Genomic DNA, 24,544 nt, shown 5'->3' with positions numbered 1-24,544 from the left:
AGCTGGGCACGCACGAGAGTGACCCCGGCGACAGGGTTGACGCAAGACCTCTGTCATATGCCCGTGGTTCGCGACAGCACATGAAGCGCAGAAACGAGTTGCCAGTCGGCCTGTAAGCCGGGTTCTGGATGGCCGGGGTCGCCCCCGGCGTGACGGCCATTCCTCTGGGACGGCTGTCGCCAGCCGCCTCAAGCAACCAACCCGGATGACTGGGCCGGAAACGGGCCTGCCGCCCTTGCGGGCGGCGCGTCATCCCTATTCGGTCTTGCTCCCGATGGGGCTTGCCATGCCGTCCCCGTTGCCGGGTCCGCGGTGCGCTCTTACCGCACCTTTTCACCCTTACCGCGCGGAACGGAGCCCAGGGGCCCCTGGCGCGGCGGTTCGATCTCTGTGGCGCTATCCCTGGGGTCGCCCCCGCCGGACGTTATCCGGCATCGTTGTTCCGTGGAGCCCGGACTTTCCTCGGCGCTTGCGCGCCGCGGCCGTCCGGCCGACTGGCGCGGCCGGTGTGCGCCCCGTGCGGGTGCGAGTCAAGCCTGGGGCTCGGGGGCGGCCGGCGCCGGCCATGCGGCTCGTCCTGCAAGGGCGGCGGCGCTGGCGCGCACGCAATCGGCAATGCGCTCGAGCTGCCGCGCCATCGGGTTGCTCTTGCGCCAGACGATGCCGATCCGGCGCGAGGGGCGCGGAACGGCGAGGGCCGCGATGGCCACATTCGCGGCGCGTGTCTCGATGGGCAGGGCCATTTGCGGGATGAGCGTGACGCCAATGCCGGCACCGACCATCTGAACGAGCGTCGACAGCGAGCTGCCTTCCATCAGCGGCCGCGCCATGGTGCGTGAGGGCTTGCAGAAGGACAGGGCCTGGTCACGGAAGCAATGGCCCTCCTCCAGCAGCAGCAGGCGCATCTCGCGCAGCATGTCGGTGTCGGGCACAGGCTTGTGCGCATCGCCTGCGGGACGGACCAGCACGAACTCCTCCTCGATCAGCATGTGCGCCACGATCGATGGCTCCGGGACCGGCAGCGCCACGATGGCGGCATCGAGCCGGCCGTCCCCAAGATCCGCCATGAGCCTCGCCGTGACCGCCTCGCGGGGGTGCACGTCCAGCTGCGGGAAGCGAGCGCCCAGATCGCCGATCAGCGAGGCGAGCAGATAGGGCGCGACCGTGGGGATGACCCCGAGGCGGAGCGGACCAGCGGGCGGGCCCGACACCGCGCGCGCCATGTCCGCCAGCTCGTCCACCGCCCGCAGGATGTCGCGCGCCCTCATCGCCAGATCCTGTCCAAGCACGGTGAGCCGGATCTGCCGGGCGCCACGCTCGACCAGCGGCGCCCCGAGCAGGGACTCCAACTCCTTGATCTGCAGCGAGAGCGCCGGCTGGGAAATCGAGCAGGCCGCAGCCGCGCGCCCGAAATGGCCATGCTGCGCCAGCGCGTCGAAATAGCGAAGATGCCTCATGGAAAGGTTGTTCATTTGAAAAATCTATCGCTTCGATTTGAAAATGCAAATTTCCTTTATCGGTCCAAGGTGCTAGACTGACTGCTTCAAAGCTTGAACGTCAGCATGTCGCCGGTTGGTGAGCGGACCGGCCGCGACGACGCGACACGGAATCGGAGGCAAGGATCATGCACGGCAGCCAACAGAATGGGGCGGGCAAATGCCCGGTGATGCACGGCGCGAACACAACCGTCAGCGCGAGCGTGATGGACTGGTGGCCACGGGCGTTGAACCTCGACATCCTGCACCAGCACGACGCCAAGACGAAGCCGCTGAAGGGCTTCAACTATCGCGAGGAAGTCCTGAAGCTCGACCATGCCGGGCTCAAGCGCGATCTCAATGCGCTGATGACCGACAGCCAGGATTGGTGGCCGGCCGACTGGGGCCATTATGGCGGCCTGATGATCCGCATGGCCTGGCATGCCGCCGGGAGCTACCGGGTGGCCGATGGGCGCGGCGGCGCCGGAACCGGCGACCTCAGGTTCGCGCCGCTCAATTCCTGGCCAGACAACGCAAATCTCGACAAGGCGCGCCGCCTGCTCTGGCCGATCAAGAAGAAGTATGGCAACCGCATCAGCTGGGCCGATCTCATGATCCTGGCCGGTACGGTGGCCTATGAGAGCATGGGCCTCAAGACCTTCGGCTGCGCGCTCGGCCGCGAGGATGTCTGGCACCCGAACAAGGATGCCTATTGGGGCTCCGAGAAGGAGTGGCTCGGCGCCTCGCGCTATGCCGACGAAAGCCGCACCTCGCTGGAAAACCCGCTGGCGGCGGTGCAGATGGGCCTCATATACGTCAACCCACAGGGCGTGGCAGGCCGTCCGGACCCGCTGCGCACCGCCATGGACGTACGCGAGACCTTCGCGCGCATGGCGATGAATGACGAGGAGACCGTGGCGCTCACCGCAGGTGGGCACACGGTCGGCAAGTGCCACGGCAACGGCCGCGCCGAGAACCTCGGGCCCGAGCCGGAAGGCGCGGGCATCGAGGAGCAGGGGCTTGGCTGGATCAACGGCGCATCGCGCGGCGTGGGCGGCGACACCGTGACCTCCGGGCTCGAAGGCGCCTGGACCACGCACCCAACCCGCTGGGACAATGGCTATTTCCACCTGCTGCTCAACCATGACTGGGAACTGCGCAAGTCGCCCGCCGGGGCCTGGCAGTGGGAGCCGATCAACATCCGCGAGGAAGACAAGCCGGTGGATGCGGAGGACCCGACCATCTGCCGCAATCCGATCATGACCGACGCCGACATGGCGATGAAGGTCGATCCGATCTACCGCGAGATTTCCGAGCGCTTCTACAAGGACCCGGCCCGTTTCTCGGATGTCTTCGCCCGCGCCTGGTTCAAGCTGACCCACCGCGACATGGGGCCGAAAGCGCGCTATCTTGGCCCAGACGTGCCAGCTGAGGACCTGATCTGGCAGGATCCCGTGCCTGCCGGCCGCACGGATTACGACGTCGCGGCCGTGAAGGCGAAGATCGCCGCCAGCGGGCTCTCGACCACCGACCTTGTATGCACGGCGTGGGACAGCGCGCGCACCTTCCGCGCCTCCGACATGCGCGGCGGCGCCAACGGGGCGCGCCTCCGCCTCGCGCCGCAGAAGGACTGGGGCGGCAACGAGCCCGAGCGCCTTTCCCGCGTGCTGTCGGTTCTTGGTCCGATTGCGGCCGCGACAGGCGCGAGCCTCGCCGACGTGATCGTGCTGGGTGGCAATCTCGGCATCGAGCGTGCCGCCAAGGCCGCCGGCTTCGATCTTGCGGTGCCTTTCGCCCCAGGGCGCGGCGATGCGACGGCCGAGCAGACCGATGCGGCCTCCTTCGAGGTTCTGGAGCCGGTGGCCGATGGCTACCGCAACTGGCTGAAGAAGGATTACGCCGTCTCGGCCGAGGAGATGCTGCTCGATCGCACGCAGCTCATGGGCCTGACGGCGCAGGAGATGACGGTTCTCGTCGGCGGCATGCGCGTGATTGGCGCCAATCATGGCGGAGCGGCGCATGGCGTCTTCACGGATCGCGTGGGGGCGCTGACGACCGACTTCTTCACGAACCTGACCGACATGGCCTATCGCTGGAAGCCGCGGGCGGACGGACACTACGACATCGTCGAGCGCGCCTCGGGCGCCACGAAGTGGACCGCCACCCGCGTCGATCTGGTGTTCGGCTCCAATTCGGTGCTGCGCGCCTATGCGGAAGTCTATGCGCAGGATGATGGCGCAGCGACCTTCGTGCACGACTTCGTCGCCGCATGGACCAAGGTGATGAACGCCGACCGGTTCGACCTCGCCTGAGGGCGGGTCGCCCCTTCCGGGTCGCCGCCAGAAGGGGCGCCGCGCTCACGCCGGCGCCAGGAGGCGGCGCCTTCAGGGGGATGGTCTTGATGAGGCTGGTTTTCAGTCAGCCTGGGCCATGATGACCTTGGCCTTGCTGCAATAGGTGCGGTTGGCGCCGTTCATGCGGATGGACCTGAGCCCGCTCTGGTAGCGCATGATCGCGCCGCAGGTTTCGCCGCCTGCCAGCCTGTAGGCCTCCGCAAGATACTTCATGCCGTAGGTCAGGTTGGTTTCCGGCTCCATCAGCCCCGATACGCCGCCGCGGTAGCCCATCGAGCGGGCGGTGGCGAGGCGGATCTGCATCAGCCCGAAATTCCCCGCATTGGCGGCCTGCGGCTTGAAGTTGCTTTCGAGCCTCACCACGGCCCGGGCCAGCGTCACGGGCACTCCGGCCTTATGGGCGTGACGTGCGATCTTGGCGTCGAGCGCGCTACGCGATGGCATCGCGGTGGAAGTGGCTTCGATCCTGGAAGTGCCGGATGCACTCGTCGCAGCGGTTTTTGAGGTTGCCGTGCAGGCAGCGAGAAACAAGGGCATGATGAGGACGGCAGAGGCATGAATCACGCGTGGCATGGCGTATCCTTCGGCTTTGGGGAAGCGCTGCCTCGCGCAGCCGATCCGTTCCAAGCGCGCTGGGTCCCAGAACTTGGTGTCCAAATCATGGCAGCGGCGAATCCGGGACGCGAGACTCCAGGGCGTGAAGCTCCGGGGCGCTCTCCCTCAGGCTCTAGCTTTTTGCGAAAGCAGGGCTGTTATGAATAGCCATGCGCGGTCCCGTCGCCGACTCGTGACGGGAGGCGCCGACAAGCGGCGTCAGCCGCATGGCGATACGGCCGCCCTTGCCGCACAACCAAAGTTCGGGAGCGAACCATGAAAACCAAGATCTTCGCACTGGCCCTCGTCGGCCTCACGCTCGGCGCCTGCAACAGCCCTGGTGAACGCGCTGTCGGCGGCGGCCTGATCGGCGCCGGCGCCGGCTGCCGTGCTGGGCGGCGCAGTGGCCGGTTCACGCGGTGTTGCGGCTGGTGCGGCCATCGGCGCCGTCAGCGGCGCGGTTATCGGCGCAGCAACCACCCCGCAGCGCAGCGGCCGCTGCCCGCGCGGCACCTATCTCGCCAGTGACGGCTACTGCTATCGCTATTGACCGATGACGCGCGGCCGACGCCGCGCCAGCCAGGGCAGGGTTCCATGTGGAGCTCCATGTGGGGCAAGCTTGGCGGCGCGGGCGTCGGCCTGGCGATTGGCGGGCCGCTCGGCGCGCTGATCGGGCTGTTCGCCGGCCATGTGCTGGTGGACCGCGAGGGCGCACCGTTCGGCGCTCCGGACCGCGCTACCCTGTTCTCCACCGGCATGATCGCGCTGTCAGCCAAGATGGCGCGGTCCGATGGCGTGGTCACCCGCGACGAGGTGAGCGCCTTTCGCCAGATCGTGGATGCGCCGGATGCCGACATGCCGCGCATCCAGGCGCTCTTCGACATCGCAAAGGCGAGCACGGCCGGGTTCGAGGCCTATGCCGCCCAGCTCGGCGCCCTTTTCGCCGAAGAGCCAGCGCTTCTCGAGGATGTCCTCGATGGCCTGTTCCATGTCGCTGCGGCCGATGGCGTGCTGCATGAGGCCGAACATGATTATCTGGCGGCGGTGGCGTCGATCTTCGGGCTCGACGAGGCCCGCTTCGCCCAGATCGAGGCCCGCCATGTCCGCCGCGCCGACGATCCTTATCGCGTGCTCGGCGTCTCCCGCGACATGACGACCGAGGAGATCCGCAGCGCCTGGCTCAAGCTTGTCACCGCGCATCATCCGGACCGTGCGCTGGCCAGAGGCCTGCCGCCCGAAGCCGTGACGATCGCCAATGAACGGCTGGCCGCGCTGAACGGCGCTTGGGAGCGGATCGGCCGCGAGCGCGGCGCAAAGAAGCCCAAGGCCGCGATATCGTCATGAACCGCGAACCGGAAGGCCGCGCCCGATGAACGAGCGCCTGCAACCGGACAGCGCCGGGGCGGCAAAGGTATTCGCCTCGCCCAATCATGGCCCGCGGCGGCATGCTGACGGCACGGAGGGCCGCCGCCCCGACATGCTGATCCTGCACTACACCGGCATGGCCGATGCCGGCCAGGCGCTGCAATGGCTGTGCAATCCCGTTTCAAACGTGTCCTCGCATTACTTCGTGTTCGAGAACGGGCATGTCCTCCAGCTTGTGCCGGAGGCACGTCGTGCATGGCATGCCGGCGTGTCCCACTGGCAGGGCGATGCAGACATCAACTCCTGCTCGATCGGCATCGAGATCGCCAATCCGGGCCATCCCGGAGGGCTGCCGCCCTATCCGGTTGGGCAGATCTCGGCCGTTCTGGAACTGTGCCGCGACATCTGCGAGCGCTGGTCGATCCGGCCCGATCGGGTGCTGGCGCATTCGGATGTCGCGCCCGGCCGCAAGATCGACCCGGGCGAACTCTTCCCCTGGCGGCGCCTGGCGGAGGGCGGCGTCGGCCTATGGATAGAGCCCGCGCCGATCCGCAGCGGCCGGTTCTTCCAACGCGGCGAGAGCGGCCCTCCCATCGAGGCGCTGCAGGCGATGTTCGTGATGCTGGGCTATGGCGCGCCGGTGAACGGCGTGTTCTGCGAGCGCACGCAAGCCGTGGTGGAGGCTTTCCAGCGGCACTGGCGGCCCGCGCGCGTGGATGGCGTCGCCGATGCCTCGACCATCACCACCTTGCGTGACCTGATCGCGGCATCAGGCGCCGCCTCGCAGGTGGCGTGAGGGTTCGACATTGCTGATTTGTCATGAGGCGGCGGCCTTTTTCCGTGATAGACCACACGAGGCAGTATTGGTGACGGCCCGCATCTGATGAGGGTTTCGGCTTGAAACGGTGGCTCTGGCCCGCGCTGGTCCTTGGAGGCGTGATGCTTGCTGGCGGCTATGTGCTGTCGGTGTCGCGCGGACAAAGCCAGGACCCGGCCTATCGTCTGGCCAGCCTCGACCGGGGGGCGATCATCGCCTCGGTGCGGGCCACGGGCACGCTGACGCCTGTCTCGACCGTGCTCGTCGGATCGCAGCTCTCGGGGCTGATCGTCGACATCCTCGCCGACTTCAACAGCGAGGTGAAGGCGGGGCAGGTGGTGGCCCGGCTGTTCTCCGAACAGATCCGCTCGCGGCGCGACGCGGCGGCTGCGGAGGTGGCGGGCGCTGAGGCCGATGTCGGCGTCAAGACCGCACAGCTCGAACGCGCCAGGGCCACGCGTCTGAGGGCCGACTCGACCCTGCGCGACATAGCCGCCCAGCGCGAACGGGTGGTGGCCACGCTGGCAGAGAACAGACGCCAGCTGGAACGCCAGAGTGACCTCACCCGGTCCGGTTCCGGCTCGCGCTCCGCGCTCGAGGCGGTGCGCACGCAGGTCGATGTCCAGACCGCGCAGCTGGCGTCGGTGGATGCGCAGGCTGGCTCGGCCCGCGCCGAGATCATGGCGTTCGACGCCGACATCGCGCTGGCCATGGCGCAGGTGGAAGCGTCGCGCGCGGTGCTGCTGCAGCGCCAGTCGCGCCTGAAGGACATCTCCATCGATCTGGCCAACACAGAGATCCGGTCCCCTGTGGACGGGGTGGTGGTGCAGCGGCAGATCGAGCTGGGGCAGACAGTGGCGGCTTCGCTCTCGGCGCCCACGCTCTTCACCATCGCGCAGGACCTGCGCCGCATCGAGATCTACGCCAATATCGACGAGGCCGATGTGGGCCGCATCAAGCCCGGCCAGAAGGTCAGCTTCAGCGTCAATGCCTATCCCAACCGCACCTTCGAGGGCTCCGTCCGGCTGGTGCGGCTTGCGGCGCAGACCGTGCAGAACGTCGTCACCTACACCGGCGTCATATCGGTGCGGAACGATGACCTTGCGCTGATGCCGGGCATGACGGCCAACCTCCAGATCATCACCGATGAGCGCCGCGACGCGCTGCGTGCCCCCAATGCCGCTCTGCGCTTCCGCCCGGTGACCGCGGCGACGACCGGCTCAGGCAATGGCGCGGCGCCGGCGGAGGATGCCAATCCCTTCGCCGCCGGCCCTGCGGGTGGCGGGGGACCGGGCGGGGCGCGGGCCATACAGGTCTGGCGCGAGCGGCTGGTCGCGGATGTTCGGCCGACGCCCGAGCAACTGGCGGCCATCGACGCGCTGCTGGACGCTGGACGCGAGCGCTTGCGCGCCGAGCGGCAGGGCGCAAGCCCCGAGGAGATCCGGCGCAACGCGCAGATGGTGCGGCGCGACAATGGCCGCGCGATTGCGGAATTGCTGGACCCTGAGAGGCGGGCCCGCTTCGAGGCCATGGTTCAGGCGCAGACCGCTCAGGGGCGCCAGCGCCGCGACCGCGAGACGACGCCGGGCCGCCTGCATGTGCTGGGCCCTGACGGCCAGCCCAAAGCCATCGAGGTGCGCCTTGGCGTGAGCGACGGCGCCGTGACGGAGATCGTCGGCAGCGATGTCGCGGCCGGCGCCAGCGTCATCACCGGCGGCGGGCCGCTCCGGCCTGCGCAGCCTGCCGTGCGGCCGCGCGCGCCGCGCCTGTTCTGAGGCTGGCCATGGCCCTTATCGAGGCGAGGGGGCTCTCCAGGGTCTATCATCTGGATGCCGGGCAGGTGGTGGCGCTCGCCGGCATCGATCTCGATATCGAGGCAGGCGAGATGGTGGCCGTGATGGGCCCGTCCGGCTCCGGAAAATCGACCCTGATGAACCTGATCGGCTGCCTCGACCGGCCCACCGGCGGGAGCTACCGGCTTGACGGCGTGGATGTCGGCGGGCTCGACGCGGATGCGCTTGCCGGGCTGCGCAACCGCAAGATCGGCTTCGTATTCCAGCAGTTCAATCTGCTGGCGCGGGCCGATGCCGCCACCAATGCGGAACTGCCCATGCTTTATGCGGGGCTGGGCGGCCGGGCTCGGCGCGCGCGTGCGCTCGAAGCGCTGGCGCGCGTCGGGCTTGCGGATCGCGCGGGGCACAGGCCCATGCAGCTTTCGGGCGGGCAGCAGCAGCGCGTCGCCATTGCGCGCGCTCTCGTGAATGATCCCCGGCTCATCCTCGCGGACGAACCCACCGGCGCGCTGGATTCGCGCACCGCGCTCGACATTCTCGCGCTCTTCCAGGCGCTCAATGCGGAAGGCGTGACCGTGATCCTTGTGACGCATGATCCGGAGGTCGCGCGCCATGCACGGCGCGTGGTGCGCTTCCGCGATGGCAGCGTGATCGCCGATGAGCGGCAGGAGCCGGCCTCGGCTGCGGCGGCGCTGGCGCAGCTCTCGCCTGGGGTGATGGCGGGGGCGGCCTCATGAGCCTGACCGAAGCGCTGCGATCCGCCTTCCAGGCCATTCTGGCCAATGCGCTGCGCAGCATCCTCACCATGCTCGGCATCATCATCGGCGTCGCGGCCGTCATCGCCATGGTGGCGATCGGATCGGGGGCACGGGCGCGGGTCAATGACCAGATCAGGAGCCTTGGCGCGAACCTCGCGGTCATCTCGGCCGGCAACGTGCAGATGGGCGGGGTGCGGCTGGGCGCCGGCGCCTCGTCGAGCCTGACGGATGACGATGCGCGGGCGATCAAGCGGGAGATCGATGGCGTCGAGGCCGCCGCGCCCTTCATCCGGGCGCAGGCGCAGGCGATCTTCCAGGGCGCCAACTGGTCCACCGGCATCCAGGCCGTGGACAATGACTTCTTCGCAGCGCGGGAGTGGGACGTGCCGTCGGGGCGCCTGTTCGACCCCGAAGAGCTGCGTCGCGGCGAGATCGTCGCCATCATCGGCCAGACGGTGGCGGCCACCCTGTTCGGAACGGATGATCCGATCGACCAGGTGGTGCGCGTGCGCAACACGCCGTTCCGGATCATCGGAGTGGCCGCGCCCAAGGGCCAGTCGGCCTTCGGGCAGGATCAGGATGACGTGATCTTCGTGCCGCTCGAAACGGGACGACGGCGGATCATGGGGCGCAACTATGCGCGCGACCGCTCGGTCGCCTCGATCTTCGTCAAGTTCTCGCAAGAAAGCGCCATGACGAACGGCATCGAGGAGATCAGGGCCCTGCTGCGCCAGCGTCACAGGCTGCCCGAGGAGGCCGAGGATGACTTCACGGTGCGCAACCTGACCGAGATCGCCAATACGGCAACCGCGAGCGCCCGCACCTTGTCCTTCCTGCTGGCGGCGGTGGCTGCGGTGTCGCTGCTGGTCGGCGGCATCGGCATCATGAACATCATGCTCGTGTCCGTAACCGAGCGCACGCGCGAAATTGGCCTCAGGCTCGCCGTGGGGGCTCGCCCGCGCGACGTGCTGGCGCAGTTCCTCATTGAGGCGACCACGTTGGCCGCGCTGGGCGGGGCGGTCGGCGTGGCGCTCGGGCTCGGCATCGCGATGACGATCGCCAGCACGGCTGGGTGGCCCATGCTGGTGGCGCCGGAATCCATTCTGATCGCTGTGGGCGTGTCGGGGCTGGTCGGCGTGTTCTTCGGCTACTACCCAGCGCGCCGCGCGGCCCGCCTTGACCCGATCGAGGCGCTCCGGCGGGAATGATCCGTCCCCCGGTCGGATGCCCTGCCGACGCGCGGCGTGGCAGACCTCCTGGGACTTGACGCTTTACTGGCGCGACATAACTCTAGGACGCCGGCACCTCAAAGTCCGGCGTCAGCGCCAGCCTGTCCTCTTCGTACTATTTTCTGCGGAGGAGCGTTGCGCCTTGAGCCTGAAAGCTGGATGATTATACGAGTGTCTATGCCATTATGGAATTGGTTTAAGATAAAGTTATCAAAAAATCGATTTTCGCCCTAGTCGCATTCCCGTAAGAGACGCAGTCTTGAACCATGAACAAGCGCTCACGCCCATACCCGACGATCAGCGCTGACGACCTGCTGGGCTGCACGGCCCTGATGGCGCGGCAGGCAACCGCCGACGACCTGCGCGATTGCCTGGCGACATTTCTCGCGGGTTTCGGCTTTAAGGGCTTCACCCTGGCTGTCGTGCGCCGGGTCAAGAGCCTTTATCTGCATGCCCGGATGCTCTCGACCTGGAGCGCTGCGATGCAGTCCAGCTTCGAACAGGAGCGCCTTTTCAATTCGGATCCTGTCATCATCCGTTCGCGCACCGCGCTCGAACCCTTCGTCTGGGACCTGTCGATCTACCGCACTGACGACCCTGTCCAGGTCGAATTGCGCGATTTCCGGAAGCAGAATTTTGTGAGCGGGGGCGTCTGCATTCCGCTTGCTGAGGCCTTCCAGGGGCGCTGCGTTCTTTACCTCAGCGGCGACGGATTCGCGGTCGGCGAGCGCACCCTGCTGATCCTGCAGCTTTTGGCGCAGCATCTGTGCGTCTGCTTCAACCGCCTCAACAGCCTCGACAAGACCTTGTCCATGCCCGGTGGCGTGTTCCAGAGCGATGGGGAGCTTTCGCCGCGTGAGCGCCAGGTCTTTGGCTGGATCGCCTTCGGCAAGTCCAGCAAGGACATCGCGCTGATCATGGCCATCAGCGAGCACACCGTAAACGACTATATCGCCTCCGCAGTGGCTAAGCTGAAGGCATCGAACCGGACCGAAGCGCTGCTGCGCGCGTTCCTCACCAATCAGGTCGACCTCACCTGAATGCAGTCACAGGTTGTATATGCAGCTTGCAAATCGCAGCTGTGACCTGAATCATAGAGCTGCCGCAATCTTGATGGCCTAGCCTATGACGGCCAAAAAATAGCACGATATACGCCAAATTCGCCCATATGGACGGCGATAAAGTCCGAATGAGTTGCAGGCGATCACTGATTTAACCAAACTTACGCCATCTTTGCGCGTTTTTCGAGCCAGCAAAAATAGGGGGGTTGCGGGACGAATTGCTCGTGATAGTTGTAATTATAGCCGGGTGATTCGGACTGACCGACCGGCGGTTCTGTCGAGTTCCAGTGTGTGTGCAGGCGTAAGCGTCCGCCGGGCGCTCCACCATTTTTGGGAACAAGGATTCAAGCGTCATGAAACACATGGCCTCAGACAGCATTAGCAACCGCACCGCGCAGCTGGCCTATCTCGCCGAGGATAAGCAGCTCGTGGACCTGATCTGGAAGATTTCGGCGTTGCCGGAAGAGGCGCGGTTGATCGTCAGCCTGATGGTTTCGCATCTCTCGGATGTCGAGAAGGTCCGCAAGGCGGCGTGAGCCTCATCCGTGGCGACCGTTCAGGCCTGCAGGACGGTCCTCGACTTCACCTGTGCTTTCTCCTGGCGCAAGCACCAGGGCCGTGACAGTTCAGGCCGTTCGCGACATGACGGCTTGTCCCTTGTCGGGCAAACTCACCGGGCGAGCACCGGGCAGGCCCAGGGGCCGCGATGGCGGCCGGATGCTGTCTGCGCCTTGCACTTCACGAATCTTGGCTCGCCGTGACCATGGCCGTCCGCTCCCGGCGGCGTCTGATTGATCGCCTACGGCCAGGAAAAGGCCCTGCCTAACCTCACCGCGGGCAACGGAAGGGCGGAAAGGTGCTGGCCGTGCCGGCATTCATCGCCGCGATCACCATGATGTTCGCGACATTCAGCTCCGCAGCTGATTGTGGGCATACATCTGGCGCGCTTGTGCAGCCCGAGACGATGAAGGCTTCATGGCGGCCGAGGAAATCAGCGCCGAGGCCGTAGGGGCCGCGCCGGGTCATGAGCGCGGACCAGGCAGCCGTGTAACGCGCGCATTTCGTCTCGCTCCAGCTTGAGGGCTGGCCGGAGGCGAGGGCAGGTCCGGCCCAACTCGAACAGGCCAGAACCAGCGCGACGGCGGCCGCGATGCAGCCCTTCACTCGGCCGCTTCCACGCGATAGGCAAGCGGATCGTAGTTGAGGATAGGCGTCAGCCAGCGCTCGACCTCGATGATGCTCATGCCCTTGCGGGTGGCATAATCCTCGACCTGATCACGCTCCACCTTGGCGACGCCGAAGTAATGCGCGTCGGGATGGGCGAGATACAGGCCCGAGACCGAGGAGCCTGGCCACATGGCGAAGCTTTCCGTCAGCTTCACGCCAACCTGCCGTTCGGCGCCCAGCAGCGTGAAGAGCGTGGACTTCTCGGTGTGGTCGGGCTGGGCGGGATAGCCCGGCGCCGGGCGGATGCCCTGATACTGCTCCAGGATCAACTCCTCATTGGAGACCGTCTCGTCGGCGGCGTAGCCCCAGAACTCCTTGCGCACGCGCTGGTGCATGCGCTCGGCGAAGGCCTCGGCGATACGGTCGGCCAGCGCCTTCACCATGATCGAGCGATAATCGTCATTGTCGCGCGCGAAGCGCTCGGCGATGCGCTCCTCCTCGGGGCCTGCTGTCACGACGAAGCCGCCGATGTAATCCGCCATGCCGCTGGAGACTGGCGCCACGAAGTCGCTCAGGCACAGGTTCGGGCGGCCATCGCGCTTGGAAAGCTGCTGGCGCAGCCCGTGGAATGTGGCCAGTTCCTCCGTGCGGCTCTCGCCCGTGAAGAGGCGGATGTCGTCGCCGTCGGCGTTGGCCGGCCAGAAGCCGATCACGGCCTTGGGGTTGAACCAGCGTTCGTCGACGATGCGCTTGAGCATGGCCTGGGCGTCGTCCCACAGAGCGCGGGCGGCGGCGCCCTGCTTCTCGTCGGAGAGGATGGCGGGATAGCGCCCCTTCAGCTCCCAGGTCTGGAAGAAGGGGGTCCAGTCGATGCAGCTCACCAGATCGGCGAGGTCGTAGGTGCGGAAGGTGCGCGTTCCGGTGAAGCTTGGCCTTGGCGGCGTGTAGCTCGCCCAGTCGATCTTCTGCGCATTGGCGCGGGCCTTCGCCAGCGAGAGACGTTGCTTGTCGGCCTCGGAACGGCGATGGGCGTCCGCGACCCTGGCATATTCGGCGCGCACGGTCTCGACATAGCCGCCCTTGTTGTCGTTCGAGAGCAGGGTCGAGACCACGCCCACCGCGCGGCTGGCATCGGTCACATAGACTGCCTGCCCGCGTGAATAGGAGGGGTGGATCTTCACGGCGGTGTGGACGCGAGACGTGGTCGCCCCGCCGATCAGCAGCGGAATGTCGAAGCCCTCGCGCTCCATTTCCGCCGCGACATGCACCATCTCGTCGAGCGAGGGCGTGATGAGGCCAGACAGGCCGATGATGTCGACCTTCTCCTTGCGGGCGATCTCGAGGATCTTCGCCGCCGGGACCATCACGCCCAGATCGATGACCTCGTAATTGTTGCACTGGAGCACGACGCCGACGATGTTCTTGCCGATATCGTGGACATCGCCCTTGACCGTCGCCATCAGGACCTTGCCGGCGGCGGAGGACTGGGAGAGGCCGGACTTCGCCTTCTCCTCCTCCATGTAGGGCATGAGGCAGGCGACGGCCTGCTTCATGACGCGGGCGGACTTGACCACCTGCGGCAGGAACATCTTGCCGGCGCCGAACAGATCGCCGACCACGTTCATGCCGGCCATCAGCGGGCCCTCGATGACGTGCAGCGGCCGCTCGGATTTGGCCCGCGCTTCCTCGGTGTCGATGTTGATGAACTCGGTGATGCCGTTGACCAGAGCGTGCTCGAGCCGCTTCTCGACCGGCTGGTCGCGCCAGGCGAGGTCCTTCAGGTTCACCGACTGGCCGCCATCGCCCTTGAAGCGCGGGGCGGCGTCGAGCAGGCGCTCGGTGGCGTCAGCGCGCCGGTTGAGGACCACGTCCTCGCACAGCTCGCGCAATTCGGGATCGAGGTTCTCGTAGACGCCGAGCTGGCCGGCATTCACGATGCCCATGTCCATGCCGACCTTGATGCAGTGGTAGAGGAAGACCGAGTGCATCGCCTCGCGCACGGGCTCGTTGCCGCGGAAAGAGAAGCTGAGGTTGGAGACCCCGCCCGAGATGTGAGCATGGGGCAAGGTCTCGCGGATGGTCTTCGTCGCCTGGATGAAGGCGTTGCCGTAGTCGTTATGCTCCTCGATGCCGGTGGCGACGGCGAAGATATTCGGATCGAAGATGATGTCCTCGGGCGGGAAGCCGACCTGATTGACGAGGATGTCGTAGGCGCGGCTGCAGATCTCGACCTTGCGCTCGTAGCTGTCGGCCTGGCCCTCCTCGTCGAAGGCCATGACCACGACCGCTGCGCCATACATGCGGCAGATGCGGGCCTGCTCGATGAAGGCGTCAACGCCTTCCTTCATCGAGATGGAGTTGACGATCGGCTTGCCCTGGATGGTCTTGAGGCCGGCCTCGATCACGGGGAACCTTGACGAGTCCACCATGATCGGCACCCGGGAAATGTCCGGCTCCGAGGCGATCAGGTTCAGGAACTCGACCATCGCCTTTTCCGAGTCGAGCAGGCCCTCGTCCATGTTCACGTCGATGATCTGGGCGCCGTTGGCCACCTGGTCGCGCGCGACATCGAGGGCGGCGGCGTAATCGCCTTCCTTGATGAGCTTGCGGAATTTGGCTGAACCGGTGACGTTGGTGCGCTCGCCTACATTCACGAAGCGGATCGCGTCATCGAGATTGAAGGGCTCGAGGCCCGAAAGCCGCATCATCACCTTCGGGCTGGGGGGCACGCGCGGGGCCTTGCCCTTCATCGCCTCGGCGATGGCGCGGATATGCGCAGGGGTCGTGCCGCAGCAGCCGCCGACCATGTTGACGAGGCCTGCATCGGCGAACTCCGCCAGCATGTGCGCGGTCGCCTCGGGGCGCTCGTCATAAAGGCCGAACTCGTTTGGCAGGCCGGCATTGGGATAGGCGCAGACCAGCGTTCCCGCCACACGCGAGAGGTCCGCGATGTGGGCGCGCATCTCGCGTGCGCCGAGCGCGCAATTGAGGCCGATGGTCAGCGGGTTCGCATGGTTGACCGAGGCCCAGAAAGCCTCGGTGGTCTGGCCGGACAGCGTGCGGCCGGACAGATCGGTGATGGTGCCGGAGATCATCACTGGCAGGCGCACGCCCTTCTCACGATAGACCTGCTCGACGGCGACGATGGCCGCCTTGGCGTTGAGCGTGTCGAAGATCGTTTCGATCAGGATCAGTTGCGATCCGCCATCGATGAGCCCGCGCACCTGCTCGGCATAGCTGCCCTGCACCTGATCGAAGGTCACGGCCCGATAGCCTGGGTTGTTGACGTCCGGCGATATCGACAGTGTGCGGTTGGTCGGCCCGATGGCGCCGGCCACATAGCGCGCCCGGCCGTCCTGCTTCCGGGCGAGGATCGCGGCCTCGCGGGCAAGGCGGGCCGCCTCGACATTCAGTTCATAGGCCAGCGCCTCCATGTGGTAGTCGGCCTGCGCGATGGCGGTGGAGGAAAAGGTGTTGGTCTCCACGATGTCCGAGCCGGCCAGGAAGTAGTCGAGGTGGATCTGGCGGATCGCATCGGGCTGGGTCAGCACCAGGAGGTCGTTGTTGCCCTTGAGGTCGTGGCTCCAGCCCTTGAAACGCTCGCCGCGAAAGTCGCTTTCGGAGAGCTTCAGGTTCTGGATTTCCGTGCCCATCGCGCCATCGATGACAAGGATGCGCTCCGATGCAGCCGCACGCAGGGCCTTGCCGATCGCGGCGCCGTCGACGGGCGGGAAGGGGTTGGGCATCAGGTCATTCCTTGGTTCTGGCGATCCGCAGGGCATGCGCCGGGCTGGCGCGTCACTCCGCGGCCACGGCGACGGCAGCGGCGGGCTTGTCCGCGCGCAGGCCGATCAGATGACAGATGGCGTAGACCAGATCCGCCTTGTTCATCGTGTAAAAGTGCAGGTCGCCGCAGCCGCGATCGATCAGGTCGAGCACCTGCTCGGCGCAGACCGCCGCCGCCACGAGGCGGCGGGTCGCGATGTCATCCTCGAGCCCCTCGAAACGGTCGGCCAGCCACTGCGGCACGGACGCGCCGGTCTTGCGGGCGAAGTTGGCCGTCTGCTTGAAGTTCTGCACCGGCACGATGCCCGGCAGGATGGGTATGTCGATGCCGCGGGCGCGCACCTTGTCCATGAAACGGAAATACAGGTCGTTATCGAAGAAGAACTGGGTGATGGCGCGGGTCGCGCCGGCATCCACCTTCATCTTCAACGCATCGATGTCCGCGTCCAGAGAGGCGGCCTCGGGGTGCTTCTCCGGATAGGCCGAGACGGTGACCTGGAAATCGCCGATGGCCTTGATCCCGGCCACCAGATCGGAGGTCTGGTGATAGCCATGCGGGTGCGGCTCATAGGCGGTGCCCAGCCCGCCCGCAGGGTCGCCGCGCAAGGCCACGATGTGGCGAACGCCGGCATCCCAATATGAGCGGATGACCTCGTCCACCTCCGTCCTGGAGGCGGATACGCAGGTCAGATGCGCGGCGGGCCTGAGCTTCGTTTCCTCGACCATGCGCTTGACCGTGGCGTGGGTGCGCTCGCGGGTCGAGCCGCCGGCGCCGTAGGTCACCGACACGAAGCTCGGATCAAGCGTCTCGAGTCGGCGCACGGATTCCCAGAGCGCCAGTTCCATCTCCTCGGTCTTTGGCGGGAAGAACTCGAAGGAGACGTTGGGACGCCGGGTCGAATGACGGCTCGGGCGGTAGGAAAGGGCCATGTCAGGCGACCTCCAGTCGATTGCTGCGAAGCGGAAGATCGCCGTGCTGTCGGGCATCCTCGGCGATCCAGAGTGTGACGGTGAGTGTGGCGGCATCGCCCGACCCGTGCCCCACCGTGCGCGGCGCGCTGACGGCAAGCCCGGCCTGGCCGAACCACTCGGCCATCTGCTCGCCGGTGAAGCCGAGGCGGCGATGCGCGTGGTCGGTGCGCAGGAACTCGAGTCCATGGGCCGCGAAATCGATGACGATGATGCGGCCGCCCGGAGTGAGCGCGGCGGCCGCCTCGCGCAGGGCGCGGGCCGGATCGTCCAGAAAATGCAGGACCTGATGGACGATGACGACATCGAAGGCGTTGCGGCCAAAGGGCAGGGCATGGATGTCGCATTGCCGCAGCTCCACCCTTGCCAGCCTGCCGCGCTCCAGATTGGCGCGCGCCACCGCCAGCATGGCGTGACTGGCGTCGACGCCGACCGCGCGGCTGGCGCGGGGCCCGAAGAGCTGGAGCATCCGCCCCGTGCCGGTGCCGAGATCCAGCAGCGAGCCGATCGGGCCAGCTCCGATCACATCGGCGACCGCAGCCTCAACGGCCTCGTCAGGAGCATGAAGAGAGCGCACGCGGTCCCAGTCGCGCGCCACCCGCGTGAAATAGACCTCGGCCGCCTGCGAGCGCTGCGCGCGCACGGCCGCCAGCCTCTCCTGATCGCTGGCCACGACAGGATCATCGGGCGAGATCGTGTCGGCTAGAGCCCGCGCCAGGGTTCCGCTGGCAGTGCCCTGCGCAAGGCGGAAAAAAGCCCAGGCGCCTTCGCGATGGCGCTCGATCAGGCCCGCCTCGGCCATCAGCTTGAGATGACGCGAGATGCGAGGCTGCGATTGGCCAAGAATGTCGGTCATGTCCGAGACCGAGAGCTCACCCTTGGCGAGCAGAGCAAGGATGCGCAGGCGCGTCTCCTCGCCAGCGGCGCGCAGCCCGGCAAGCAGGCTCGGCAAGGAATGGTGAACAAGATCGACCATGCGGCAGCTTCCCCGAAGATATAAACATATCTTTATGTCAATCCCCAGGTGAGGGCAAGTGCCTTGCCGACATCTCGCCGGTGGCGAGGAACGAAGCCATGCAGCCGGGGTTGGGCCTTCAGCAGAGGGCGAGCGTCAACGCTCCCTTAACCGTTCCGCCACATGGTGAACGCTGGATTACCGCGGGGTCCGCCCAGCGTGCGCTCGAATCCTTTTCCTGGAGCCAGCCTGCCATGTCATCGCGCGTCGAGCCGACCCTTCTGGGCAACTGGTGGTGGACGGTCGACCGCACGCTGCTCTTCGCGATCTTCGGGCTGATGGTGATCGGCGTCGTGCTGCTGATGGCGGGCGGACCGCCCGTGGCAGAGCGGCTCGGCCTTCACACCTTCCACTTCGTCAGCCGGCAGGCCATCTTCCTCGCTCCGGCTGTCGTGATCCTGCTGGTGGTCTCGTTCATGTCGCCGCGCTGGGTGCGTCGGCTGGCTCTGCTCACCTTCATCGGCTCGCTGATCGGGGTGATCGCGTGCCTTTACATCGGCGCGGAGGTGAAGGGGGCGCGGCGCTGGCTTTCTCTCGGCGGCATGACCCTGCAGCCGTCGGAGTTCCTCAAGCCGTCCTTCGTCATCCTGATTGCATGGGCCTTCTCCGAAAGCGCGAGGCGGCCCGATGTCCCGGGCACGGCGCTCGCCTTCCTGCTCTTGCCGCTGACCGTGGTGCCGCTCATCCTCCAGCCCGATTTCGGGCAGACCATGCTGGTCACGCTGGTCTGGGCCGGTCTTGTCTTCATTGCGGGCCTGCACTGGTTCTGGGGGCTGAGCCTGGGCGGCCTGGGTCTCATCGGGATCGGCCTTGCCTATGAATTCGTGCCCCATGTGCGCGAGCGCATCGAGCGCTTCATGGACAAGAATTCCGGCGACAGCTTCCAGGTCGACACCGCCCTCGAGAGCTTCGTCGCGGGCGGCTTCCTCGGCAAGGGGCCGGGGGAGGGAACCGTCAAGCGCATCCTTCCCGACGCGCACACCGACTTCATCTTCGCCGTCACCGCCGAGGAGTTCGGCGTGGTGGCTTGCCTCGTCATCGTCGCCATCTTCGCGACGGTGGTGTTGCGGGCGCTTTGGATCGCGCTCTCGGCGGAGGATCCGTTCCGGCGCCTGGCCGTGACCGGGCTTGCCCTGCTGTTCGGCATGCAGGCGCTCATCAACATGTTCGTGAACGTGCACCTGATGCCGGCCAAGGGCATGACGCTTCCCTTCATCTCCTATGGCGGCTCGTCCTTGTGGTCGCTGGCTCTGGCCATGGGCTTCTTGGTGGCGTTGACGCGCAAGCGGCCACGCGCCGAGGGGATGGTGCAGTTCGGGGAAGGGCGCGGCCATGGCTGAGCAGGATACGGCGCAAGGCGCATCCGCGGCTGATGGTCTGCTCATCCTTCTCGCCGCAGGCGGCACAGGAGGGCATCTGTTTCCCGCCGAGGCGCTCAGCCATGCCCTCCAGCGCCGGGGGGTGAGCGTGGAACTGGTCACGGACCTGCGCGCCATTGAATTCACCAGCGGCTTTCCCGCCGCGGCCGTCCATGCCGTGCCGGCTGCGACGCCGTCGGGCCGCTCATTCAGCGACAAGATCCTGGCGGCGTTCGCCATCGTCAAGGGCGTGTTCGCCGCCCGACGCCTCATCAGGCAACTCCACCCCGATGTCGTCGTGGGCTTTGGCGGATATCCCACCGTGCCGCCGCTGCTTGCCGCCACGCTCGGGCGCCATGCGACCATCCTGCATGAGCAGAATGCCGTGGTTGGGCGCGCCAACCGCTTCCTGAGCAGCCGTGTGGACGTCATCGCGACAGGCTTCGCCGAGGTTGGCGGGCTTTCGGAGGCGGCGAAGGCCAAGTGCGTGCATGTGGGCAATCCTGTCCGCACGGCCGTCACACATGCCGCCGCCGCGCCCTACAGCCCTCCCGAGGCGAACGGCATGCTGCGGATTCTGGTGTTCGGCGGCAGCCAGGGCGCGCGCATCATGGCCGATGTCGTGCCCACCGCCATCCAGCAACTCAAACCGGAGGAGCAGGCGCGCCTGATGATCGTGCAGCAGGCGCGCGTCGAGGACAACAGGCGGGTGTCCTCGCTGTACCAGAGCCTTGGCGTGCGCCACGAGGTCTCGCACTTCTTCGACAACCTGCCAGAGCAGATGGCCGCCGCCCACCTTGTCATTGCCCGCTCGGGCGCGTCCACCGTGGCGGAGCTCGGCGTGATCGGGCGGCCCTCGATCCTGGTGCCGTTGCCGGGCGCGCTGGATCAGGACCAGATGGCGAATGCCATGACGCTCGGCCGGACCGGCGCTGCCACCGTCATCGCGCAGCCCGAATTCACGCCCAAGCGCCTGGCCGCTGAACTGAGCAAGGCGCTCTCCGACCCCGCCGGCTTGACGAAGGCGGCCGAAGCGGCGAAGAGCGCCGCCATGCCAGATGCCGCCAACCGGCTCGCCGAACTGGTGATCGCCACCGCGCGCCGCGCCTGATCGGCGCAATCACCGGCGCCTGGGCCTGCCGCCGCATTGCCTGTTTTGTCCTCCAGCCTGACCGTCCGCAGAAAGCCGCAGCCATGAAACTGCCCGTCCAGACCGGCCCCATCCACTTCATTGGCATCGGCGGCATCGGCATGTCCGGCATCGCGGAGGTGCTGCACAATCTGGGCTACACGGTGCAGGGCTCTGACGCCGCCGACAATTACAACGTCAAGCGGCTGGCGGACAAAGGCATCCGCACCTTCATCGGCCATTCGGCCGAGAATATCGCCGGGGCCGAGGTCGTGGTCGTCTCCACCGCCATCAAGCGCGACAACCCCGAACTGGCCATGGCGCGCGAAAGGCGGCTGCCCGTGGTGCACCGCGCCCAGATGCTGGCCGAACTCATGCGGCTGAAATCCTGCGTGGCGGTGGCCGGGACCCATGGCAAGACCACCACCACATCCCTGGTGGCGACGCTGCTCGAGAAGGGCGGGCTCGACCCGACGGTGATCAATGGCGGGATCATCAACGCCTATGGCACCAATGCCCGCATGGGCGACGGGGCCTGGATGGTCGTCGAGGCCGACGAAAGCGACGGCACCTTCCTGCGCCTGCCGGCCGACGTGGCGATCGTCACCAACATCGATCCTGAACATCTCGACCATTTCAAGAGCTTCGACGCGATCAAGGCCGCGTTCCGCTCCTTCGTGGAGAACCTGCCGTTCTATGGCTTCGCCGTGATGTGCATCGATCATCCTACCGTGCAGACGATGGTGGGCCAGATCGAGGACCGGCGCGTCATCACCTATGGCGAGAACCCGCAGGCCGATGTCCGGCTCGTCAATGTCGATCTGTCCGGGGGCAAGTGCCGGTTCTCGGTGCTGATCCGCGACAGGAAGCGCGGCTCGGAGGTCGAGATCGCCGATCTCGTGCTGCCGATGCCGGGCCACCACAACGCGCTCAACGCAACCGCCGCGATCGCGGTGGCCTATGAGCTGGGCGTGAGCCCCGCGATGATCCGAGCCGCGATCGCAGGCTTCGGCGGCGTGAAGCGGCGGTTCACACGCACGGGCGAGTGGAACGGCGCGCAGATCTTCGATGATTACGGCCACCATCCGGTGGAGATCGCCGCCGTTCTGAAGGCGGCGCGCGCTTCCACGACCGAGCAGGTGATCGCCATCGTCCAGCCGCATCGCTACACGCGGCTGCACTCGCTGTTTCCGGATTTCTGCACCTGCTTCAACGATGCCGACGCGGTTCTTGTGGCCCCCATCTACGCTGCCGGCGAGCAACCCATTGCGGGCGCCTCGCGCGATGACCTCGTGGCCGGCATCAAGGCCGCCGGTCACCGCAACGTGCAGGCGCTCGATGGGCGTCATGCGCTCGCCGGGCTGGTGGCGGGCCTTGCGAGGCCAGGCGACTACATCGTGTGTCTTGGCGCCGGCGACATCACCCAATGGGCTTATGCCCTGCCGAAAGAACTTGAAGCGTTGAAAAGCTGAAATGAGAAGGGCCGACCCTCAGGCCGACCCTCTCAAGCTGCCGCTCGGCACGCAGCCGGTGACGATCAGAATTTATAGCTCACTGCACCACGAATGACCGAGCCCCGGATGCCGGTGCTGCTGGCATAGTCGATGCCGTTCAGCGCGCCAACGGCGCGCACGGCGGCGTTGCCGCCGGCGCTCGCACCCTGCTTGCCAAGGTCGTAGAAAAGATACTCGAAACGCCCGATAAGGTTGCTCGTGAATGCGTACTCTGCTCCGGCGCCGAGGACATATCCCGTGCGTAGGCTGGATGTAGTCCCCTGCCAGACCAGAGCTGGAGCGTCGACACCATTAACTGACGCGCTGACCGTGCTTTTGCCATAGGCAAGCCCGGCGGTGCCGTAGACGTGGAAACGATCGAAAGCCACGCCCAGTCGACCGCGCACTGTGCCGAGGTAGTCAAGCTTGCTCTCGGTTCCCGTGCGCAAGCGGGTGCCGAGGACAGCCAAACCAGTGAAGGAGGCGCTCTGCGTGGACTGGCCACCCTGAATGTCGGCCTCAACGCCTACGACAATCGAACCCAACTGAGCGCTTGCGCCGATTTGTCCACCACCAATGAAGCCCTCAGCGCCCGATGAGAGGACGGCGGGAACGAAACCAGGAGCGATGAGCGTCTGGAAGGCCGGAGTTCCGATCGTCGTGCTGCGACGATCGCCGAAGGCATAGCCTGCGTTCGCGCCGATGTGAAACCCGCTCCAGTTGAAGACCGGAGCACTGAGCGGAGGCGGTGGCGGCGCGCCGCCACTCCGGTCACGCAGGTCAGCGGAGTGAGCTGCGCTTGAGACAGCAAGCACCCCGAACACTGTCACGAGAAAACGCATCAATAGCTCCCTTTTCATCGTCGTTGCGACCCGATCATACTTGACGCTTATGGTTAATAAACTGTTAACATTTGAATTTCAAGAGAGATTATGACTGATTATGGGTCATTTCAAGCAATGTTGATGAGATTTGCTGCCTTTCCATGCGCCAATAGTCGATTTTGTGCGAAACGATGCGATCAGGATAGCAAGTCAGGTGCACTGATTGTGTTTGGTGATTCGTCGGCGTGGAAACGCCGACAAGGTTTTCCGACAAACTGGCGAGATAGGGTTGCTGAGCGAAGCGCAAGCGCAGGACCAGTCCCGTCCTGTGCGCCTGTTTGCCGCAGGGTGAACCCGGCGGAATAGTCGCAGGATCGCCCTTGAGGAGCGCCACAATGTCGCGGCCAACAACCGCACCAACGCCTGATCATCTCGCGAGCACGAAGGACCCCACTCCGGTGAGTTTGTGGATCAAGCGGTTGGGGGTGGCTCTGATTCTGGCGACCACGTGCTGTGCGCTGCCTGCGGCACATCCGGTTTTCGCTGCGAACAGCGTTACCTCGCCGCTCGGCGTCGTCCGTGTGCAACATGACGCACCGACCAATCCTGCGCATCAGGCGGCCCATGAGCGCATTCGCGGCGACGCGACCTTTGCGCGTGCGAGCCAGGCTTTCGCGGCCTTTCGCCTGCCGCGCGAACTCTCGTTCCGGACACGGAGCTGCGGCGGGCGTCGCGGGGCCTGGTATTACGAAGGGGCCGTGACGATCTGCTACGAGTATCTGCAGGACATCATCGACAATGCGGCCGATCCCAGCCGGCCCGACTGGGTGAGCCAGGAGGCGGCCATTGCCGGACCCATCGCCGATGTGGTGCTGCATGAGGGTGCCCATGCGCTTTTCGAATTCTTCCGCACCCCGCTGCTGGGGCGCGAGGAGGACGCTGCCGACATGGTGTCGACCTATGCGATCCTCGCCTTCTTCGGAGCGGAGGCGGGCGATCTCGTGCGCGGCGTGGCCTATTCCTATCTGGTTGACGCCAAGGCCCGGAACTTCACCGATCTTCCGACGCTCGAAAACCGTGTGTTGCCCAGCCGGGCCTATGGCGGGGCACACTCCACGCCGCTGCAGCGCCTGTTCAGCGTGGTGTGCCATGCCGCTGGCTTCGACCCGTCTGCCTATCAGGACCTTGTGGAGCGTAGCGGACTGCCGCATTGGCGGGCCAGCGGCTGCGAGGACGAGTTCAAGCAGATCAGCTTCGCCGTGGGGCAATTGCTGGCGCCTCACCTCGACACGGCTGCGCTGCTGCAGCGCTTTCCGCAGGCGCGGCTTCCCGAGCGCTGAAGCCTGGGCAGTTGATC

At 66.2% G+C, this 24,544-nt stretch carries 19 protein-coding genes, 1 other RNA gene and 1 pseudogene; 13 read left to right on the top strand and 8 right to left on the bottom strand.

Going from position 1 to position 24,544, the window contains the following annotated elements; all coding sequences use genetic code 11:
• Nucleotides 1–97: 97 nt before the first annotated feature.
• Nucleotides 98–498: RNase P RNA component class A (gene rnpB / locus HEQ16_14965), an RNA gene on the bottom strand.
• A 32-nt stretch (nt 499–530) separates the two neighbouring features.
• Nucleotides 531–1,472: a LysR family transcriptional regulator gene (locus HEQ16_14960; protein ID MCO4055317.1), complete on the bottom strand. Its 942-nt coding sequence runs from the start codon at nt 1,470–1,472 to the stop codon at nt 531–533.
• A gap of 152 nt (nt 1,473–1,624) precedes the next feature.
• Here HEQ16_14960 and katG point away from each other — a divergent pair, with 152 nt between their 5' ends.
• The gene (katG, locus tag HEQ16_14955; protein MCO4055316.1) at nt 1,625–3,787 is read left to right on the top strand and encodes a catalase/peroxidase HPI; all 2,163 of its coding nucleotides are present in this window, start codon (nt 1,625–1,627) and stop codon (nt 3,785–3,787) included.
• A 102-nt stretch (nt 3,788–3,889) separates the two neighbouring features.
• On the opposite strand, the gene HEQ16_14950 is transcribed toward katG, so the two are convergent.
• On the bottom strand, nt 3,890–4,402 hold the full coding sequence (locus HEQ16_14950) for a lytic transglycosylase domain-containing protein (GenBank protein MCO4055315.1): 513 nt from the start codon (nt 4,400–4,402) through the stop codon (nt 3,890–3,892).
• Nucleotides 4,403–4,699: 297 nt separating this feature from the next.
• Between HEQ16_14950 and HEQ16_14945 the strand changes: the two are divergent.
• The 8 genes and pseudogenes from HEQ16_14945 to HEQ16_14910 all read left to right on the top strand — a co-directional run bounded on the left by HEQ16_14945 (nt 4,700) and on the right by HEQ16_14910 (nt 11,982).
• A pseudogene (locus tag HEQ16_14945) lies at nt 4,700–4,973 on the top strand (hypothetical protein).
• Between the two features lie 44 nt (nt 4,974–5,017).
• Nucleotides 5,018–5,767 (top strand): DnaJ domain-containing protein, encoded by a 750-nt coding sequence (locus HEQ16_14940; GenBank protein ID MCO4055314.1) that lies wholly within the window; start codon nt 5,018–5,020, stop codon nt 5,765–5,767.
• Between the two features lie 25 nt (nt 5,768–5,792).
• Entirely contained in the window at nt 5,793–6,584 is a 792-nt protein-coding gene (locus HEQ16_14935) for an N-acetylmuramoyl-L-alanine amidase (protein MCO4055313.1), read from the top strand.
• 101 nt (nt 6,585–6,685) lie between these two features.
• On the top strand, nt 6,686–8,380 hold the full coding sequence (locus tag HEQ16_14930; GenBank protein ID MCO4055312.1) for an HlyD family efflux transporter periplasmic adaptor subunit: 1,695 nt from the start codon (nt 6,686–6,688) through the stop codon (nt 8,378–8,380).
• Nucleotides 8,381–8,388: 8 nt separating this feature from the next.
• Complete coding sequence (locus HEQ16_14925) at nt 8,389–9,135, top strand: ABC transporter ATP-binding protein (GenBank protein MCO4055311.1); 747 nt, start codon at nt 8,389–8,391, stop codon at nt 9,133–9,135.
• Nucleotides 9,132–10,364, top strand: coding sequence for an FtsX-like permease family protein (locus HEQ16_14920; protein ID MCO4055310.1), 1,233 nt, complete (start codon nt 9,132–9,134; stop codon nt 10,362–10,364). Before HEQ16_14925 ends, HEQ16_14920 begins: the two co-directional genes overlap by 4 nt.
• Before the next feature lie 287 nt (nt 10,365–10,651).
• Nucleotides 10,652–11,425, top strand: a complete 774-nt coding sequence (locus HEQ16_14915; GenBank protein MCO4055309.1) for a LuxR family transcriptional regulator — start codon at nt 10,652–10,654, stop codon at nt 11,423–11,425.
• Between the two features lie 374 nt (nt 11,426–11,799).
• Nucleotides 11,800–11,982: a hypothetical protein gene (locus HEQ16_14910; GenBank protein ID MCO4055308.1), complete on the top strand. Its 183-nt coding sequence runs from the start codon at nt 11,800–11,802 to the stop codon at nt 11,980–11,982.
• Between the two features lie 292 nt (nt 11,983–12,274).
• Here the strand turns inward: HEQ16_14910 and HEQ16_14905 are convergent, their stop codons facing one another.
• Genes HEQ16_14905 through HEQ16_14890 form a run of 4 tightly spaced genes read right to left on the bottom strand, consistent with a single transcriptional unit; the run spans nt 12,275 to nt 18,344 of the window.
• Nucleotides 12,275–12,610, bottom strand: coding sequence for a hypothetical protein (locus tag HEQ16_14905; GenBank protein ID MCO4055307.1), 336 nt, complete (start codon nt 12,608–12,610; stop codon nt 12,275–12,277).
• Complete coding sequence (metH, locus tag HEQ16_14900) at nt 12,607–16,359, bottom strand: methionine synthase (protein MCO4055306.1); 3,753 nt, start codon at nt 16,357–16,359, stop codon at nt 12,607–12,609. Before metH ends, HEQ16_14905 begins: the two co-directional genes overlap by 4 nt.
• Before the next feature lie 52 nt (nt 16,360–16,411).
• Entirely contained in the window at nt 16,412–17,329 is a 918-nt protein-coding gene (gene metF / locus HEQ16_14895; protein MCO4055305.1) for a methylenetetrahydrofolate reductase [NAD(P)H], read from the bottom strand.
• A 1-nt stretch (nt 17,330) separates the two neighbouring features.
• Nucleotides 17,331–18,344 (bottom strand): metalloregulator ArsR/SmtB family transcription factor, encoded by a 1,014-nt coding sequence (locus HEQ16_14890; GenBank protein ID MCO4055304.1) that lies wholly within the window; start codon nt 18,342–18,344, stop codon nt 17,331–17,333.
• A 233-nt stretch (nt 18,345–18,577) separates the two neighbouring features.
• Here HEQ16_14890 and ftsW point away from each other — a divergent pair, with 233 nt between their 5' ends.
• From ftsW to HEQ16_14875, 3 genes are all read left to right on the top strand, one after another.
• A complete protein-coding gene (gene ftsW, locus HEQ16_14885; protein ID MCO4055303.1) occupies nt 18,578–19,723 on the top strand; it encodes a putative lipid II flippase FtsW in 1,146 nt (381 codons plus the stop codon).
• Entirely contained in the window at nt 19,716–20,852 is a 1,137-nt protein-coding gene (gene murG, locus HEQ16_14880; protein ID MCO4055302.1) for an undecaprenyldiphospho-muramoylpentapeptide beta-N-acetylglucosaminyltransferase, read from the top strand. The genes ftsW and murG overlap by 8 nt, the downstream gene beginning before the upstream one ends.
• A gap of 83 nt (nt 20,853–20,935) precedes the next feature.
• Nucleotides 20,936–22,342: a UDP-N-acetylmuramate--L-alanine ligase gene (locus HEQ16_14875; GenBank protein ID MCO4055301.1), complete on the top strand. Its 1,407-nt coding sequence runs from the start codon at nt 20,936–20,938 to the stop codon at nt 22,340–22,342.
• A 65-nt stretch (nt 22,343–22,407) separates the two neighbouring features.
• On the opposite strand, the gene HEQ16_14870 is transcribed toward HEQ16_14875, so the two are convergent.
• Nucleotides 22,408–23,205: a porin family protein gene (locus tag HEQ16_14870; protein ID MCO4055300.1), complete on the bottom strand. Its 798-nt coding sequence runs from the start codon at nt 23,203–23,205 to the stop codon at nt 22,408–22,410.
• A 563-nt stretch (nt 23,206–23,768) separates the two neighbouring features.
• Here HEQ16_14870 and HEQ16_14865 point away from each other — a divergent pair.
• The gene (locus HEQ16_14865; GenBank protein ID MCO4055299.1) at nt 23,769–24,527 is read left to right on the top strand and encodes a hypothetical protein; all 759 of its coding nucleotides are present in this window, start codon (nt 23,769–23,771) and stop codon (nt 24,525–24,527) included.
• Nucleotides 24,528–24,544: the final 17 nt, after the last annotated feature.

Origin of the sequence: Bosea sp. (in: a-proteobacteria) (assembly GCA_023910605.1) — a bacterium.
GTDB lineage: Bacteria > Pseudomonadota > Alphaproteobacteria > Rhizobiales > Beijerinckiaceae > Allobosea.
This window is presented reverse-complemented; position numbering and strand designations above follow the sequence as displayed.

Bases quoted from the DNA above. Each gene is read 5' to 3' on its own strand.
- HEQ16_14960 (MCO4055317.1), bottom strand. From the start codon at position 1,472: ATGAACAACCTTTCCATGAGGCATCTTCGCTATTTCGACGCGCTGGCG.
- katG (MCO4055316.1), top strand. From the start codon at position 1,625: ATGCACGGCAGCCAACAGAATGGGGCGGGCAAATGCCCGGTGATGCAC.
- HEQ16_14950 (MCO4055315.1), bottom strand. From the start codon at position 4,402: ATGCCACGCGTGATTCATGCCTCTGCCGTCCTCATCATGCCCTTGTTT.
- HEQ16_14940 (MCO4055314.1), top strand. From the start codon at position 5,018: ATGTGGAGCTCCATGTGGGGCAAGCTTGGCGGCGCGGGCGTCGGCCTG.
- HEQ16_14935 (MCO4055313.1), top strand. From the start codon at position 5,793: ATGAACGAGCGCCTGCAACCGGACAGCGCCGGGGCGGCAAAGGTATTC.
- HEQ16_14925 (MCO4055311.1), top strand. From the start codon at position 8,389: ATGGCCCTTATCGAGGCGAGGGGGCTCTCCAGGGTCTATCATCTGGAT.
- HEQ16_14920 (MCO4055310.1), top strand. From the start codon at position 9,132: ATGAGCCTGACCGAAGCGCTGCGATCCGCCTTCCAGGCCATTCTGGCC.
- HEQ16_14915 (MCO4055309.1), top strand. From the start codon at position 10,652: ATGAACAAGCGCTCACGCCCATACCCGACGATCAGCGCTGACGACCTG.
- HEQ16_14910 (MCO4055308.1), top strand. From the start codon at position 11,800: ATGAAACACATGGCCTCAGACAGCATTAGCAACCGCACCGCGCAGCTG.
- metH (MCO4055306.1), bottom strand. From the start codon at position 16,359: ATGCCCAACCCCTTCCCGCCCGTCGACGGCGCCGCGATCGGCAAGGCC.
- metF (MCO4055305.1), bottom strand. From the start codon at position 17,329: ATGGCCCTTTCCTACCGCCCGAGCCGTCATTCGACCCGGCGTCCCAAC.
- HEQ16_14890 (MCO4055304.1), bottom strand. From the start codon at position 18,344: ATGGTCGATCTTGTTCACCATTCCTTGCCGAGCCTGCTTGCCGGGCTG.
- ftsW (MCO4055303.1), top strand. From the start codon at position 18,578: ATGTCATCGCGCGTCGAGCCGACCCTTCTGGGCAACTGGTGGTGGACG.
- murG (MCO4055302.1), top strand. From the start codon at position 19,716: ATGGCTGAGCAGGATACGGCGCAAGGCGCATCCGCGGCTGATGGTCTG.
- HEQ16_14875 (MCO4055301.1), top strand. From the start codon at position 20,936: ATGAAACTGCCCGTCCAGACCGGCCCCATCCACTTCATTGGCATCGGC.
- HEQ16_14870 (MCO4055300.1), bottom strand. From the start codon at position 23,205: ATGCGTTTTCTCGTGACAGTGTTCGGGGTGCTTGCTGTCTCAAGCGCA.